The organism is Pseudomonas allii (assembly GCF_055380095.1).
In genome coordinates, this window is sequence record NZ_AP039450.1 from 1208612 (window position 1) to 1223830 (window position 15219).

General features: G+C 62.8%; 11 protein-coding genes. 9 read left to right on the plus strand and 2 right to left on the minus strand.

The genetic code is table 11. From position 1 onward, the window contains the following. Positions 1 to 117: 117 nt before the first annotated feature. Together lon and ACZ445_RS05460 are read right to left on the minus strand one after the other, a co-directional pair. Complete coding sequence (lon, locus tag ACZ445_RS05455) at positions 118 to 2538, minus strand: endopeptidase La (protein ID WP_240164182.1); 2421 nt, start codon at positions 2536 to 2538, stop codon at positions 118 to 120. A gap of 217 nt (positions 2539 to 2755) precedes the next feature. Beyond that, positions 2756 to 3745 (minus strand): GntR family transcriptional regulator, encoded by a 990-nt coding sequence (locus ACZ445_RS05460; RefSeq protein ID WP_058425768.1) that lies wholly within the window; start codon positions 3743 to 3745, stop codon positions 2756 to 2758. 335 nt (positions 3746 to 4080) lie between these two features. On the opposite strand from ACZ445_RS05460, the gene ACZ445_RS05465 reads away from it, so the two are divergent. From ACZ445_RS05465 to ACZ445_RS05505, 9 genes are all read left to right on the plus strand, one after another. After that, positions 4081 to 5403, plus strand: coding sequence for an amidase (locus ACZ445_RS05465; protein ID WP_058425767.1), 1323 nt, complete (start codon positions 4081 to 4083; stop codon positions 5401 to 5403). A gap of 11 nt (positions 5404 to 5414) precedes the next feature. Beyond that, the gene (locus ACZ445_RS05470; protein ID WP_058425766.1) at positions 5415 to 6293 is read left to right on the plus strand and encodes a polysaccharide deacetylase family protein; all 879 of its coding nucleotides are present in this window, start codon (positions 5415 to 5417) and stop codon (positions 6291 to 6293) included. A gap of 30 nt (positions 6294 to 6323) precedes the next feature. Continuing rightward, positions 6324 to 7664, plus strand: a complete 1341-nt coding sequence (locus ACZ445_RS05475; protein ID WP_464708053.1) for an MFS transporter — start codon at positions 6324 to 6326, stop codon at positions 7662 to 7664. Between the two features lie 10 nt (positions 7665 to 7674). Beyond that, complete coding sequence (locus tag ACZ445_RS05480; protein WP_179028725.1) at positions 7675 to 8436, plus strand: SDR family NAD(P)-dependent oxidoreductase; 762 nt, start codon at positions 7675 to 7677, stop codon at positions 8434 to 8436. Between the two features lie 136 nt (positions 8437 to 8572). Then, on the plus strand, positions 8573 to 9322 hold the full coding sequence (locus ACZ445_RS05485) for an SDR family NAD(P)-dependent oxidoreductase (RefSeq protein ID WP_464708054.1): 750 nt from the start codon (positions 8573 to 8575) through the stop codon (positions 9320 to 9322). Between the two features lie 13 nt (positions 9323 to 9335). Beyond that, positions 9336 to 9635 (plus strand): hypothetical protein, encoded by a 300-nt coding sequence (locus ACZ445_RS05490; RefSeq protein WP_058425762.1) that lies wholly within the window; start codon positions 9336 to 9338, stop codon positions 9633 to 9635. Then, positions 9632 to 10606, plus strand: a complete 975-nt coding sequence (locus ACZ445_RS05495; RefSeq protein ID WP_179030355.1) for a CobW family GTP-binding protein — start codon at positions 9632 to 9634, stop codon at positions 10604 to 10606. Before ACZ445_RS05490 ends, ACZ445_RS05495 begins: the two co-directional genes overlap by 4 nt. Continuing rightward, positions 10603 to 11778 carry an ABC transporter substrate-binding protein gene (locus tag ACZ445_RS05500; RefSeq protein WP_093529038.1) on the plus strand — a complete coding sequence of 392 codons (1176 nt, stop codon included), beginning with the start codon at positions 10603 to 10605 and terminating at the stop codon, positions 11776 to 11778. The genes ACZ445_RS05495 and ACZ445_RS05500 overlap by 4 nt, the downstream gene beginning before the upstream one ends. Before the next feature lie 969 nt (positions 11779 to 12747). Then, positions 12748 to 15084 carry a putative bifunctional diguanylate cyclase/phosphodiesterase gene (locus ACZ445_RS05505; protein WP_464708055.1) on the plus strand — a complete coding sequence of 779 codons (2337 nt, stop codon included), beginning with the start codon at positions 12748 to 12750 and terminating at the stop codon, positions 15082 to 15084. Positions 15085 to 15219 lie beyond the last annotated feature (135 nt).

Sequence of the window (15219 nt, forward strand, 5' to 3'; positions counted from 1 at the left end):
GATGAATGTTCTGGCCCCATCGCGGGCAAGCCCCCTCCCACATTTTGATTTGTGAACACATTCAAATGTGGGAGTGGGCTTGCCCGCGATGGCGTCCTACCAAACGCTACATAACTGTCAGAAGAGCACCTTCGCCACATCCGCAAAGCGCTTGGCAAAGTGCACCGTCATGCCTTCCTTCAGGTACTCCGGCAACTCTTCAAAACTGCCACGGTTCGGCTCCGGCAAGATCAGCTCATGGATCTTCTGGCGCCGCGCCGCGATCACCTTCTCACGCACCCCGCCAATCGGCAGCACATGCCCGGTCAACGTCAGTTCGCCGGTCATGGCCACGCCTTTTTTCGGCGGCTGGTTACGCGCCAGCGACAACAACGCACTGGCCATGGTCACCCCGGCGCTCGGGCCGTCTTTGGGCGTGGCGCCTTCCGGCACATGCAAGTGCACGAAGGCTTCATCGAAGAACTTCGGATCGCCGCCAAACGACTTCAGGTTCGAACTGATGTAGCTGTAGGCGATTTCGGCGGATTCCTTCATCACTTCACCCAATTGCCCGGTGAGCTTGAAGCCGCGGTTGAGCGTATGGATGCGCGTGGCCTCGATCGGCAAGGTCGCGCCGCCCATGCTGGTCCAGGCCAGGCCGGTGATCACGCCGGTGCCGGACAGCACTTGCTCATTGCGGAACACCGGCATGCCCAGGGAGCTTTCCAGGTCCTTGTTGCCGATCTTGATCACCGAGTCCGGCTCATCCAGCAGCTTGACCACTGCCTTGCGCACCAGCTTGCCCAGTTGTTTCTCCAACTGGCGTACCCCGGCTTCGCGGGCGTATCCGTCGATGAGTGCGCGCAGGGCGCCGTCGCTGATGGTCAGGCTGGTTTTCGCCACGCCGGCTTTTTCCAATTGTTTCGGCCACAGGTGGCGCTTGGCGATGGCGACCTTTTCTTCGGTGATATAGCCCGACAGGCGAATCACTTCCATGCGGTCCAGCAACGGACCGGGGATGGAATCCAGGGTGTTGGCGGTGCACACGAACAGCACCTTGGACAGGTCCAGGCGCAGGTCCAGGTAGTGATCGAGGAATTCGACGTTCTGCTCCGGGTCGAGGGTTTCCAGCAGCGCCGACGCCGGGTCGCCCTGGAAGCTCTGGCCCATCTTGTCGATCTCGTCGAGCATGATCACCGGGTTCATCACTTCGACGTCCTTGAGCGCCTGCACCAGCTTGCCGGGCAAGGCGCCGATGTAGGTGCGGCGATGGCCCTTGATCTCGGCCTCGTCGCGCATGCCGCCGACGCTGAAGCGATAGAACGGCCGCCCCAGAGACTCGGCGATGGATTTGCCCACGCTGGTCTTGCCCACACCCGGTGGGCCGACCAGCAGCACGATGGAGCCGGCGACTTCGCCTTTATAGGCGCCCACCGCGAGGAACTCGAGGATGCGGCTCTTGATGTCGTCCAGGCCCGCATGGTGCTTGTCCAGCACCTTGCGCGCATGTTTCAGGTCGAGCTTGTCCTCGCCGTACACGCCCCACGGTACCGAGGTGGCCCAGTCCAGGTAGTTGCGCGTCACCGCGTACTCCGGCGAACCGGTCTCGAGGATCGACAGCTTGTTCAGCTCTTCCTCAATACGTTTCTTCGCCTGGGCCGGCAGCACTTTGCCTTCCAGGCGTTGCTCGAACTGTTCGACGTCCGCGCTGCGGTCGTCCTTGGTCAGGCCCAGCTCCTGCTGGATGACCTTGAGCTGTTCCTTGAGGAAGAACTCGCGCTGGTGCTCGCCGATCTTGCGGTTCACCTCGGCGGAGAGCTCTTTTTGCAGGCGTGCGACTTCGACTTCCTTGCGCAGCATCGGCAGCACTTTTTCCATGCGCTTGAGCATGGGCACGCAGTCCAGCACTTCCTGCAGCTCGTTACCGGTGGCCGAGGTCAGCGCGGCGGCGAAGTCGGTGAGCGGCGACGGGTCGTTGGGGCTGAAGCGGTTGAGGTAGTTCTTCAGTTCTTCGCTGTACAGCGGGTTGAGCGGCAGCAGCTCCTTGATCGCATTGATCAGCGCCATGCCGTAGGCCTTGACCTCGTCGGTCGGATCGCTGGGCTGGTGCGGGTATTCGACTTCCACCAGATACGGTGGGCGGTGATGCTTGAGCCAGGTCTTGATGCGCACGCGGGTCAGGCCCTGGGCGACGAACTGCAGCTTGCCGTTCTCGCGGCTGGCGTGGTGCACCTTCACCAGGGTGCCGTACAGCGGCAGGCTGGAGGTGTCGAAGTGGCGCGGGTCTTCCGGCGGCGTGTCCATGAAGAACAGGGCCAGGGAGTGGTGATCGGACTTGCTTACCAGCTCCAGGGTTTCGGCCCATGGTTCTTCATTGACGATTACCGGCAGCACTTGCGCCGGGAAGAACGGCCGATTGTGGATCGGGATGATGTAGACCTTGTCCGGCAGGTTTTGCCCAGGCAGGGCCAGGCCGGTATTGGACGAGGCGGATTCAGCGTTTTCGGGGTCGGCGTAGTCGTTGAGGTCGTAATCAGGGAAATCTTGCTGGTCGCTCATGGGGCACCTGCATAAGGAAGTATGGTGCTTAGATGGGGCGGGGCAGTGGTGGTTTCAATGGTCGCGGCGAGATAGCAACATATTGCATGAAATAACTGGAGAGACTCGCTCAGTGTGGGAGGGGGCTTGCTCCCGATAGCGGTTAGTCAGATAAAAATTGATGTCTGGCACACCGCCATCGGGTGCAAGCCCCCTCCCACATTTTTATCGCGTGGCGTCAGCTAATTTTGTGGAGGTAGCCGGGCAACGGCTGCTCTGGCAACACCGACAGCACCTTCAACCGCTGCAACATACGTTGCCTGGCCCGTTGCAAATGCTCGCGCAGGTTCAACGCCGCCGCATCAAACGCGCCATGCAGCAGCAACTCCAATATCAACCGATGTTCGGCCAGCATGGCTGGATCAGCGCCGATCCCCAGCAAACGGTAGAAAATCCGGCTGATGATCATCGGGCTCTGGCCCTGGCGGATCAACGCAGCGATCTTGCGGTTCTGCAGGCCGGCGAGGCAGCGTTGGTGCAAGTCTTCCTCGATCTGTTCGATGGCCTCCAGGCTGCAGTGGGGGCTGTCCTGGGCGGCCAGCACACGCTGCAGCATGGTTTCGAGCAACTCGCGGTCGAGGTGGGGCGCGCTCTGGCGCAGCGCTTCGGGTTCCAGGCAGGCGCGCAGTTCGTAGTCTTCGGTGACTTCCCGCGCGGTCAAAGGCCCCGCCAGCCATTGGGAGTAGGGCTCCTTTTCCACCAGGCCACGGTCGCGCAGGCGCATCAGTGCTTCGCGCACCACCGCGCGGCTGACGCCGTAGTGGTCGGCGGCGGCTTGCTCGTCGAGGCGGTAATGGCCGAAGGCGATACAGGTGGACAGCGCCGCGCCGATCTCTTCGACGATGCGTTCGCCCAACGGCCGCGTGTCCACCAGTTCATCCTCACCGTTGAGCCCCAGGTGTGCATGGCTCAGGGGCAGGCGCAGCGGTTCCATCGCCAGGCCTTCGGGGTTGATCAGGTAACCCCGGCCGTTGAAGCGACAGATCAGGCCTTCTTCATGCAACAGGTCCAGGGCCTTGCGCACCGGCACGCGACTGGTGCCGAACAATTCGGCCAGCGGCGCTTCCAGCAAGACCAGGCCATGGCGCGCAGTGCCGTTGACGATCGCATCACGCATCACCTTGTGAATCATCGCGTAACGGGAGGCCGAGGCGGACACTGCTTTCATTGCATTCTCTGGGCTGAAGAGTCTGGGGCCGGGGATTCTCTCATAAGTCGTGCCTGTCACTCTGCGCCACGTTGGTGGCACTTTTTTGGGGCCTTGAAAGTGAGGATGTTACTTTTCTGCACCAAAATGTACTTATTAATAAAAGATACATTATTTCATTGAGGGCGCTCTTCCGTGTTCTGGCAAGATTTTTCCTGTCATCTAAAAGCATCTATCCCGCTGCTCTGGGCAAATATCCCTCGCCGCGCACAAAAGTCACAATACAGACTGGCACGGAATCTGCCTTTATAAAATGTACATTTTATTAATATGTACGTTTTGTGAGGATCAAGCCGATGTCAGACGCCACTTCCATGGCCGAGGATTTCGCCAGCGGTCGCAGCGACCCGGTGCAAGCCCTCGAACAGGCACTTGATAAGGCCAGCCAGGTCCCGGCCGTGTTCATCAGCCTGACCGCCGAGCGTGCCCGCCGTGAAGCCGAAGCCTCGGCTGCCCGTTGGCGCGCCGGCCAGCCATTGAGCGGGTTCGATGGTGTACCGCTGGCCTGGAAAGACCTGTTCGACGTGGCCGGCAGCGTCACCACCGCAGGCGCTGCCTATCGCCGCAACGCGCCTGCCGCGTTGCTTGATGCGCCTACGGTTGGCCTGTTGTGCCGCGCCGGCATGGTCAGTGTCGGCAAGACCAACCTCAGCGAACTGGCCTATTCCGGCCTGGGCCTGAACCCGCATTTCGGCACGCCGCATAATCCCCATGGCACGGACCAGCCGCGCATTCCTGGCGGCTCGTCGTCCGGCTCGGCGGTGGCGGTGGCGGCCGGGATCGTGCCCATCGCCATGGGCACTGACACCGCCGGTTCCATCCGTATCCCGTCGGCGTTCAATGGGCTGGTGGGCTACCGCAGCAGCAGCCGACGCTACAGCCGCGACGGCGTGTTCCCCCTGGCCCATACCCTCGACAGCCTCGGCCCGCTGACCCGCAGCGTGCGGGATGCGCTGGCCATCGACGACCTGCTACATGGCCGTACCCAGACCCACACTGCCCGCAACCTCAAGGGCCAGCGTTTTGTGTTGGCGCAGCAGGACGCTGAACCCGCCGTGCGCAACAACCTGCTGCGCGCCGTGGAGCAATTCAAGGCCCGGGGCGCACTGGTTGAAGAACGTGAATGCGCGACCTTCCAGGCCACCCTGGACCTGATCAAGCAGCACGGCTGGCTCGGTTCCTTCGAAGCCTTTGCCCTGCATGAAGCGCTGCTCGACAGCGCCGATGCCGAGCAACTCGACCCCCGCGTGCGTCGCCGTCTCGAAGCCGCGCGCGCGCTGCCCGCCAGTCAACTGCTGTACCTGGTCGACGCACGTCGCCGCCTGCAACAGCAACTGATCGACGACCTCGACGGCGCCCTCCTGATCACCCCCACCGTCGCCCATGTCGCGCCAGCCCTGGCAGCGCTGGAGGCCGACGATGACCTGTTCGTCAACACCAATCTCGCCACCCTGCGCCTGACCATGCCCGGCAGCTTGCTCGACATGCCCGGCGTGACCCTGCCCAGCGGCCGCGATGCCCAGGGCCTGCCCACCGGGCTGCTGCTCAGCGCTCCGACCGGAGAAGACGCGCGCCTGTTGCGCGCGGCGTTGTCCGTCGAAACCGTACTTAATGTTTAAGGAGACACACCATGGCTAAAGACATCCTCTGTGCATTTGGCGTCGACGTTGACGCCGTCGCCGGCTGGCTCGGTTCCTACGGCGGCGAAGACTCGCCGGATGACATCTCCCGCGGCCTGTTCGCCGGTGAAGTCGGCGCGCCGCGTCTGCTGAAATTGTTCGAGCGCTATGGCCTGCGTACCACCTGGTTCATTCCCGGCCACTCGATGGAAACTTTCCCCGAGCAGATGAAGGCCGTGGCCGACGCCGGTCACGAAATCGGGGTGCACGGCTACAGCCACGAAAACCCCATCGCGATGACGGCCGAGCAGGAAGAAATCGTCCTGGATAAATCCATCGAACTGATCACCCAGGTCACCGGCAAGCGCCCCACCGGCTACGTCGCACCGTGGTGGGAGTTCAGCAAGGTCACCAACGAACTGCTGCTGAAAAAAGGCATCAAGTACGACCACAGCCTGATGCACAACGACTTCCACCCCTACTACGTGCGCAAGGGCGACAGCTGGACCAAGATCGACTACCGCCAGCACCCCGACACCTGGATGAAACCCCTGGTGCGCGGCGAAGAAACCGACCTGGTGGAGATCCCGGCCAACTGGTACCTCGACGACCTGCCGCCGATGATGTTCATCAAGAAAGCCCCCAACAGCCACGGCTTCGTCAACCCGCGCCACCTCGAAGAAATGTGGCGCGACCAGTTCGATTGGGTCTACCGCGAACACGAACATGCGGTGTTCACCATGACCATCCACCCGGACGTGTCCGGTCGCCCGCAAGTGCTGCTGATGCTGGAGCGCCTGATCGAACACATCCAGAGCCATGCCGGCGTGCGCTTCGTTACCTTCGACGAAATCGCCGACGACTTCATCCGCCGCCAACCGCGTACCTGAACCTTTGCAACCACCCCTGAGGCGCGACCCATGTCCATCTACAACAAGCTTGACCTGACTGGCTGGAAACCCCGGCAACTGACGTCCCAGGAAGTGCGCTTCGCCACCTGGATCGCGTTTTTCGCCTGGGTGTTTGCGGTGTATGACTTCATCCTGTTCGGCACCTTGCTGCCGGAGATTGGCCGGCACTTCGGCTGGGGTGAAGTGGAGCAAGCGGAAATCGCGACCTGGGTCGCGGTGGGCACGGCGGTGGTGGCGTTTGCCATTGGGCCGGTGGTCGACAAGTTGGGCCGGCGCAAAGGCATTATCTTCACCGTGGCGGGTTCCGCGCTGTGTTCGGCGCTGACCGCAATCGGTGGTGCGTGGGGCAAGTCGCCGCTGATTTTGATCCGTTCGTTGGGCGGCCTGGGCTATGCCGAGGAGACCGTCAACGCCACCTACCTGAGCGAGCTGTACGGCGCTTCGGAAGACCCGCGCCTGACCAAACGCCGTGGCTTTATCTACAGCCTGGTGCAAGGCGGCTGGCCGGTCGGAGCGTTGATCGCCGCCGGGTTGACCGCGCTGTTGCTGCCGATCATCGGCTGGCAGGGCTGCTTCATCTTCGCCGCGATCCCGGCCATCGTCATCGCGATCATGGCGCGCAAGCTCAAGGAGAGCCCGCAGTTCCAGATCCACCAGCGCATCAGCGAACTGCGTAAAAGCGGTGCGGTGAAAGAAGCGCAGAACGTCGCCGTGACCTACGGCGTCGACTACGACGAACACAGCAAGGCCGGCCTCAAGTCCGCCTTTCGTGGCCCGGCGCGCCGCGCCACCCTGGTGATCGGTGCCGCGCTGTTGCTCAACTGGGCGGCGATCCAGGTGTTCAGCGTGCTCGGCACCTCGGTGATCGTCAGCGTGCACCACATCTCGTTCGAGAACTCGCTGATCATCCTTGTACTGTCGAACCTGGTGGGCTACTGCGGTTACCTCAGTCATGGCTGGATGGGCGACAAGATCGGCCGTCGCAATGTGATCGGCCTGGGCTGGATGCTCGGCGGGCTGTCGTTTGCCGGGATGCTGTTTGGCCCGAGCAATATGCCGATGGTGGTCGGGCTGTACAGCCTGGGCCTGTTTTTCCTGATCGGGCCGTACTCGGCGGCGCTGTTCTTTATCAGCGAGAGTTTCCCCACCAGCATCCGCGCCACCGGTGGCGCGATCATCCATGCCATGGGGCCGATCGGCGCTGTAGTCGCAGGCTTTGGCGCGACCCAAGTGTTGTCTGCCGGCAGCGACTGGCAGACCGCCGCGCTGTGGTTTGGCGCACTGCCGTGCTTCCTCTCCGGAGCGCTGATGTTCGCCGCACGGCATGTGCGTCCGGAAACCGTTCAGTAAGGAGTGATCGATGAGCCGTAAAGTTGCCTTGATTACCGGTGCCGCCAGCGGCATCGGCCAAGCCCTCGCGGTGGCCTATGCCCGCGTGGGTGTGGCGGTGGTCGGCGGGTATTACCCGGCCGACCCCCATGACCCGCAGGCCACCGTCAGCCTGGTGGAAGAAGCCGGCGGCGAATGCCTGATGCTGCCGTTGGACGTGGGCAATACCGCCTCGGTGGACGCCCTGGCCGAACAGGCGGTGGCGCATTTCGGCCGGCTGGACTACGCCGTGGCCAACGCCGGCCTGCTGCGCCGCGCACCGTTGCTGGAGATGACCGACGCGCTGTGGGACGAGATGCTCAATGTCGACCTCACGGGGGTGATGCGCACCTTCCGTGCGGCCACCCGCCATATGACCGAAGGCGGCGCGCTGGTGGCGATTTCGTCGATTGCCGGTGGCGTGTATGGCTGGCAGGAACACAGCCATTACGCGGCGGCCAAGGCTGGTGTGCCGGGGTTGTGCCGGTCGCTGGCGGTGGAGTTGGCGCCGCGGGGGATTCGTTGCAATGCGGTGATCCCGGGGTTGATCGAGACGCCGCAGTCACTGGATGCGAAGAACTCGCTGGGGCCGGAAGGCTTGGCGAAAGCCGCGCGGGCGATCCCGCTGGGGCGGGTAGGGCGGGCGGATGAAGTGGCGTCGCTGGTGCAGTTCTTGACCAGTGAGTCGTCGAGTTATTTGACCGGGCAAAGCATCGTCATCGACGGTGGCCTGACCGTGCGCTGGCCCGACTGATGTACCCGATCCAAATGTGGGAGGGGGCTTGCCCCCGATGAGAGTTTCTCAGCCAGCTTATCTGTAGCTGACACTCTGCAATCGGGGGCAAGCCCCCTCCCACATTGGAACTGCGTTTTCTGTAGGAGATGTGTGTATGCCTCAACTTCTTAACCGCCGCGCCGTGATCACCGGCGCCGGCAGCGGCATCGGTGCCGCCATCGCCCGGGCCTACGCCGCGGAAGGCGCACGCCTGGTGCTGGCTGACCGCAACCCGGCCAGCCTCGCGGAAACCGCGATCACCTGCCGCAACCTCGGCGCCGAGGTGTTCGAATGCCTGGCCGACGTGGGCACTGTCGAAGGCGCCCAGGCCAGTGTCGACCGCTGCGTCGAGCACTTTGGCGGCATCGACATCCTGGTCAACAACGCCGGCATGCTCACCCAGGCCCGTTGCGTGGACCTGACCCTTGAAATGTGGAACGACATGCTGCGCGTCGACCTTACCAGTGTGTTCGTCGCCAGCCAGCGTGCGTTGCCGCACATGCTTGCGCAGCGCTGGGGGCGGATCATCAATGTGGCTTCGCAACTGGGCATCAAGGGCGGCGCCGAGCTGACCCATTACGCAGCGGCCAAGGCCGGGGTAATCGGTTTTACCAAGTCCCTGGCCCTGGAAGTGGCCAAGGACAATGTGCTGGTCAACGCCATCGCCCCCGGCCCGATCGAGACGCCGTTGGTGGGCGGCATCAGCGACGACTGGAAACGCGCCAAGGCCAGGGAACTGCCCCTGGGCCGTTTCGGCCTGGCGGATGAAGTGGCGCCGGTCGCGGTGCTGCTGGCCAGCGAGCCGGGCGGCAACCTGTTCGTCGGCCAGACCCTGGGCCCGAACTCCGGCGATGTCATGCCATGAGTGAGGTGTAGCCATGTGTGGACTCTGTGGATTGCTTGGCGAAGACCTGCACTGGAGCGATCCCCTGGGTGATGAACTGCCCCGGCGTCGCGAACGCCTGCGTCGGATTGCGGCGATCAACCAGGTGCTGGCGGTGTTCCGGCTCAAGGTCGAGGACTTCCAGGGCGCGTCCTATCTGCTGTTGGGCGCTACCGGGAAACAGGAACTGGCCAGCGGCCTGGATCAACTCTGGCAAGTCGCCGAGACCATGCTTGGCCGCCCGTTGGACCCCCTCGATCCACGCTTGCTCGATCATCTGGAGGCCTGCGTATGAGCATCGCTCTCAACGTCATTACCGGCTTTCTCGGCAGCGGCAAGACCACCTTGCTCAAGCGCTTGCTGCAAGGCGAAAGCCTGGGCGACACCGCGTTGCTGATCAACGAATTCGGGGATGTCGGCATCGACCACCTGCTGGTGGAGGAGGTGGCGCCGGACACTGTGCTGCTGCCCAGCGGCTGTGTGTGTTGCTCGATCCGGGGCGAGTTGAAAGACGCGCTGCTTGGCCTGCTGCAGCGCCGCGAGCGCGGTGAAATCCCGGCGTTCAAGCGGGTGATCCTGGAGACCACCGGCCTGGCCGACCCGGCGCCGATCCTCGCGACCTTGAACAACGATGTGCAACTGCGCGGGCGTTTCCATATCGGCCTGGTGATCACCCTGGTCGACGCCAGCCACGCCGCCCTGCAAGAACGCCTGCACCCGGAATGGCTGGCGCAGGTGGCGGCGGCGGATCGCCTGCTGTTGAGCAAGACCGATCTGGCCGGTGACTGCATGGTCTTGCGTAGCCACTTGCAGGCACTCAATGCCGGCACGCCGATCTTCAATACCCAGGACATTCACAGCGGCGACCAGTTTCTGCTCGGCGAAGGCCTGCGCAGCGCCGAGCCTGCGATTGAAGTCAGCCGTTGGCAGTTGCATCGCACCACCACCGCCACCCACGGCGCCGCGCAAGTGTGCAGCCTGACCTTCGACCAGCCGCTGGATTGGGTGGGTTTCGGGGTGTGGTTGTCGATGCTGTTAAGATGCCACGGCGAACGAATCCTACGGGTCAAAGGGCTGCTTAACGTGAACGCCAGTAACGCTCCCATCGTCATTCATGGCGTGCAGCACTGCCTGCACGCGCCGGTGCATTTGCCGGCGTGGCCGGGCAGTGATCGCCAATCGCGCCTGGTGTTTATCCTGCGTGGCCTCGACCCTGCGCTGCTGCGGCGCTCCTTCGACGTGTTCTCGCGGCGGTTCGCCGTATGATCACACTGCGCGTCCTTGGCACCTCCGTCACCCTGCTTGAATGCCTGCGCGTGCGCGCCGAACAGGAGCTTGGCATTCGCCTGGTGTACCAAGTGCACGACGTCGAGCAGGCGCAGCGTATCGCGGTGATGCAACCCGACAGCTACGACCTGTACGACCAGTGGTTCCACAATGTCGACTTTGTGTGGCCGGCCCAGGCGATCCAACCCATCGATACGCGGCGCATCGCCTTGTGGCATGAGATCAACGACCTGCCCAAGCGCGGGCGCCTGTCGGCCGACGACCGCCTGGGCAGTGGCAGCGTGCCCAGTGAGCGGCTGTTCGTGCAGCACGACGGTAGCCTCGGCAGCACCGTCACCGAGCGCATCAGCATGCTGCCGTTGACCCACAACGCCGACAGTTTCGCCTACCGCCCCGAGCGCTTGCCCGACGGTTTTTGCCACGGTAACGAGAGCTGGGGCTGGCTGCTGGACCCGGCTTGGCGCGCACGCACCGCGCTGCAAAGCGACGCCGCCATCGGCGCCTTGGATGCCGCGCTGGCGGTGCAGGGCGCGGGGCTGGCCAGCTTCAGGGACATCGGCAATATGAGCATCGAAGAGATCGACGTGCTCGCGGACATCCTCGTGCGCAAACAGAAAGAAGGGCACTTCGCGGCGTTCTGGTCCGATGATGAAGAGGCTGCGCAGTTGATGCTCAGCCCGAGTATCGATATCCAGAGCCTGTGGTCGCCGACCTTGATGCGCCTGCATCGCGCCGGGGTGAAATACCGCCTTGCCGTGCCGCGCGAAGGGTATCGCGCGTGGTTTGGTGGGTTGTCGTTGTCGCGGCATGCCAAGGGGGCGGTGCTGGACGCGGCGTATGCGTATTTGAACTGGTGGTTGTCCGGTTGGCCTGGGGCGGTGATGGCGCGGCAGGGGTACTACATCGGTAACCCGGCGCGTAGTCGTGATCATTTGAGCAGTGCGGAGTGGGATTACTGGTATGCGGGGCTGCCGGCGCGGGAGGAGTTGCTGGGCAGTGATGGGTTGCCGCTGATCGATGTGGGGGAAGTGCGGGATGGGGGGTCTTATGAGCAGCGCATGGGGCATATTGCGGTGTGGAACTCGGTGATGGATGAGCATAATTATCTGGTGCGGCGGTGGGGGGATTTTATGCGGGCTCGGGGTGGGTGACCGGGTACATATCCATTGCTGCGGTAACGGCTACTATTGGTTCCGCTCTTACAGCGGGTCACTTTTTGAAGAGCGCAAAAAGTAACCAAAAACGCTCTTGCCCCAACACTCGGCACCTCGCCTAGGCTCGGTGTGCCCTCACTCCGGCTTGAATCCGTGGGCCACGGATTCAAGCCTGCGTTCGGCCAGCGTGTTTGACGGGGCGATCCCAGATCAAAAGCAAGAGCGCGGCGGCCTTAGAGCCGACCGGATTGTATGGCCGGTACTCGGTCAAAGTGTGGGAGGGGGCTTGCCCCCGATGGCAGTGGGTCAGTCACTGATGAGTTGGCTGACACACCGCCATCGGGGGCAAGCCCCCTCCCACAGTTTGATCTTCATGTATCAGTTGAAGGGTGGTTTGCTCTGGCTCTGGCTCTGGCTCTGGCTCTGGCTCTGGCTCTGGCTCTGGCTTTTGATCTGCTTTTGATTTTGATGTTAGGCGCCCCGTCAAACACGCTGGCCGGAATTCGGCAGGGATTTGGGGGGTAAACCGGCAGGGATGCCGGTTTAGCCGCCCCGCGCCATGGATGGCGCGTGGCGGCGGCCCCCCAAATCACTGTCGAATTACGGGCACACCGAGCCTAGGCGAGGTGCCGAGTGTTGGGGCAAGAGCGTTTTGCTTACTTTTGCGCTTTTCAAAAGTGAGCCGCTGTAAGAGCGGAACCCTAAGTAGCCGTTACCTAAATAACGGATATGTACTCAACCCAACCCAACCCACCCCCCCCCAGCCAACCCATTGTCGCCAAAAAACCGCCACTAAATCCCCCTGTTTTACTGGATGCACATAACCCCACTCCCAGCTAATCTCCTCAAACCGAATATTCAATCCAAATGGATATTTTTTTGACGCCAGGTCAGCAGTCGCAGGGAATGCACATGACAAAGGGACGTAATGGCAGAGAGCGGCGAACGCTGCCAGAGGGCACTGCAATGAGGTGGCGCCACACGTTCCAAACCCGCATCGCCGGGGTGCTCGCGCTGTTGCTGCTGGTGGTGGTAGCCGCCACCTATTTCTTTGTGAAGACCGCCACCGCCCGTGCCGTGGAAAACCAGGCGCAAGTCCAGCTGAAAACCGGCAGCCAGGTGTTCGAACGCCTGCTCGATCTGCGCGGGCGTCGCCTGCAATACGGCCTGGACTGGCTGACCGTCGACCTGCCGTTCAAGCAAGCCGTGGCCGACGGCAAGACCGTGCCGATTTTGGCTGCGCTGCGCCGTCACGGCACGGGTATCCGCTCCAGCGAGGTGTTTGTGCTGGGCCTGGATGGCAAGGTCATGGTCAGCACCTTGCCGATCTTCACCCGTGGCCAGTTTTTTCCCTACGACGATGCCCTGCGTCACGCGCGGCGCACGGGGCTGCAGATGTTGATCGTGGCCATGGATGGGCGGCCGTACTTGTTGGTGCAGGATGAAGTGATCGACGAGCTGCCCATCGCACGCATCGTCATGGGGTTCCCCATGGACAAGCTGTTCGCCAATGAACTGCGCTCCATGAGCAACCTGGAGGTGTCGTTCCTCAGCGTGCAGGACGGCCAGCCCGGCCCGTTGTTCAGCACGCAGCCGGACGCCTACCAGGCCGGCACCCTCAGCCTGTTGCGCGAAGGGCACGTCGACCCCGAACCGCAGATCCATTTGTTCTACGGCCAGCGCGTGCTCAGCCAGGTGTTGCCACTCGCCAATACGGGCGACGGTGATGAAGTGCGGGTGCTGTTGCAAAGCCCGCTGGATCACGCCCTGGAATCTTTCGCGCCGCTGGACCGGCAGTTCCTCGGGATAGCCCTGGCGATGCTGGTGGTGTCATTGGCCGGCGCGTTGTTTTTGGCGCGGCGGGTGTCGCGTCCGCTCAATGCGCTGGTGCAGGCGGCCGAACGCATTGGCGCGGGTGATTACCGCACGCCGGTGCGCGTGCGCAGTCATGATGAGTTCGGCCTGTTGGCCCGTGCGTTCAACGCCATGCAAAGTGGCATCGCTGTGCGTGAGCGGCAACTGGCGCATAACGCGTTGCATGATCCGCTCACCGGCCTGCCCAATCGCGCCCTGGCGATGGAACGCCTGGGCAGTGCAATCAGTGCAGGCCGGCCGGTGGTGTTGCTGTACGTGGGGATCGAAAATTATCGGCTGATCAACGAAGGTTTCGGCCCCGAAGGCGTCGAGGAAATGCTGCGCGAAGCCAGCCGCTGCCTGGCCATGAGCCTGTTAGCCAGTGACACCGCAGCACGCATCGCCGGCAGTGAATTCCTGCTGTTGCTGGAAAACACCGAGGTCGACCGCGCCGTGGCCCGTGCCGACCGCCTCTATGCGTTGCTCACCGAGCCGCAGCGCATCGGCAATGACGAACTGCGCCACGAAGTGAGCATTGGTATCGCCGCTTACCCCGCCGACGGCCAGCAAGTGGAAGAGTTGATCAGCCGCGCCGCCATCGCCCGGCATGACGCCGCGAGCCTGCCGGGGCATTTGCAGATCTACCAGCAGGACCGCGACCTGGCCCATCAACGCCAAATCACCCTGATCCGCGACCTGCGGCGTGCGGCCATCGAGGGCGAGTTGTTCCTGTGCTACCAGCCCAAACTCGACCTCAAGCACGGCCATGTACGCCAGGCCGAAGCCTTGTTGCGCTGGCAGCACCCGACCCTGGGCCAGGTGTCTCCCGCCGAGTTCATCCCCCTGGCCGAACGCACTGGCAGCATGAGCAGCCTGACGCTGTGGGTAATCGAAGAAGCGGTGCGCCAGATCGCCGAATGGGCGCAGCGTGGCCTGCTGATCCAGCTGTCGGTGAATATCTCGGTGGACGACCTGGCCGATGATGACCTGGCGATTCGCGTCACCGCGCTGTTGATGCAGTACCAGGTGGACGCCGAGCAACTGATCTTCGAAATCACCGAAAGCGCGATCATGCACAACCCGCAACAGGCCCTCAGCGTGCTGGAGCAACTGCGCGGTTGCGGTATCAGCCTGTCGGTGGATGACTTTGGCACCGGCTACTCGTCCCTCGCGCAACTGCAGCGTTTGCCGGTGCAGGAGCTGAAGATCGACCAGTCGTTCATACGCAACCTCAACGGCACCAGCGGCGATGGCGTCATCGTGCGCTCCACTATTGAGATGAGCCACAACCTCGGGCTCAAAGTGGTGGCCGAGGGCGTGGAATTCGCCCCCAGCCTCAAGCTGCTCAAGCAGTGGAATTGCGACACTGCCCAGGGCTACCTGATCAGCCGTCCGCTGAACGCGATGGCGTTCGAGATGTGGATGCGGCGCGAGCGGGTCCCTATCTAGAAAAGCCTTTCTCGTCGACTACAGATTTTTAAGACGGCGTCGATAACCTCTACAAGGCTTGACCGAATGCATAGTTTTTTGCCGACAGGCGGTTATGTATTGATGTAAAACCGATGATGGCAATTGGCCTTGTTT

What these genes read in the sequence shown, in the direction of transcription:
- ACZ445_RS05505 (WP_464708055.1), top strand. Translation starts at nt 12,748, where the DNA reads ATGAGGTGGCGCCACACGTTCCAAACCCGCATCGCCGGGGTGCTCGCG.
- ACZ445_RS05475 (WP_464708053.1), top strand. Translation starts at nt 6,324, where the DNA reads ATGTCCATCTACAACAAGCTTGACCTGACTGGCTGGAAACCCCGGCAA.
- ACZ445_RS05460 (WP_058425768.1), bottom strand. Translation starts at nt 3,745, where the DNA reads ATGAAAGCAGTGTCCGCCTCGGCCTCCCGTTACGCGATGATTCACAAG.
- ACZ445_RS05495 (WP_179030355.1), top strand. Translation starts at nt 9,632, where the DNA reads ATGAGCATCGCTCTCAACGTCATTACCGGCTTTCTCGGCAGCGGCAAG.
- lon (WP_240164182.1), bottom strand. Translation starts at nt 2,538, where the DNA reads ATGAGCGACCAGCAAGATTTCCCTGATTACGACCTCAACGACTACGCC.
- ACZ445_RS05490 (WP_058425762.1), top strand. Translation starts at nt 9,336, where the DNA reads ATGTGTGGACTCTGTGGATTGCTTGGCGAAGACCTGCACTGGAGCGAT.
- ACZ445_RS05480 (WP_179028725.1), top strand. Translation starts at nt 7,675, where the DNA reads ATGAGCCGTAAAGTTGCCTTGATTACCGGTGCCGCCAGCGGCATCGGC.
- ACZ445_RS05500 (WP_093529038.1), top strand. Translation starts at nt 10,603, where the DNA reads ATGATCACACTGCGCGTCCTTGGCACCTCCGTCACCCTGCTTGAATGC.
- ACZ445_RS05485 (WP_464708054.1), top strand. Translation starts at nt 8,573, where the DNA reads ATGCCTCAACTTCTTAACCGCCGCGCCGTGATCACCGGCGCCGGCAGC.
- ACZ445_RS05465 (WP_058425767.1), top strand. Translation starts at nt 4,081, where the DNA reads ATGTCAGACGCCACTTCCATGGCCGAGGATTTCGCCAGCGGTCGCAGC.
- ACZ445_RS05470 (WP_058425766.1), top strand. Translation starts at nt 5,415, where the DNA reads ATGGCTAAAGACATCCTCTGTGCATTTGGCGTCGACGTTGACGCCGTC.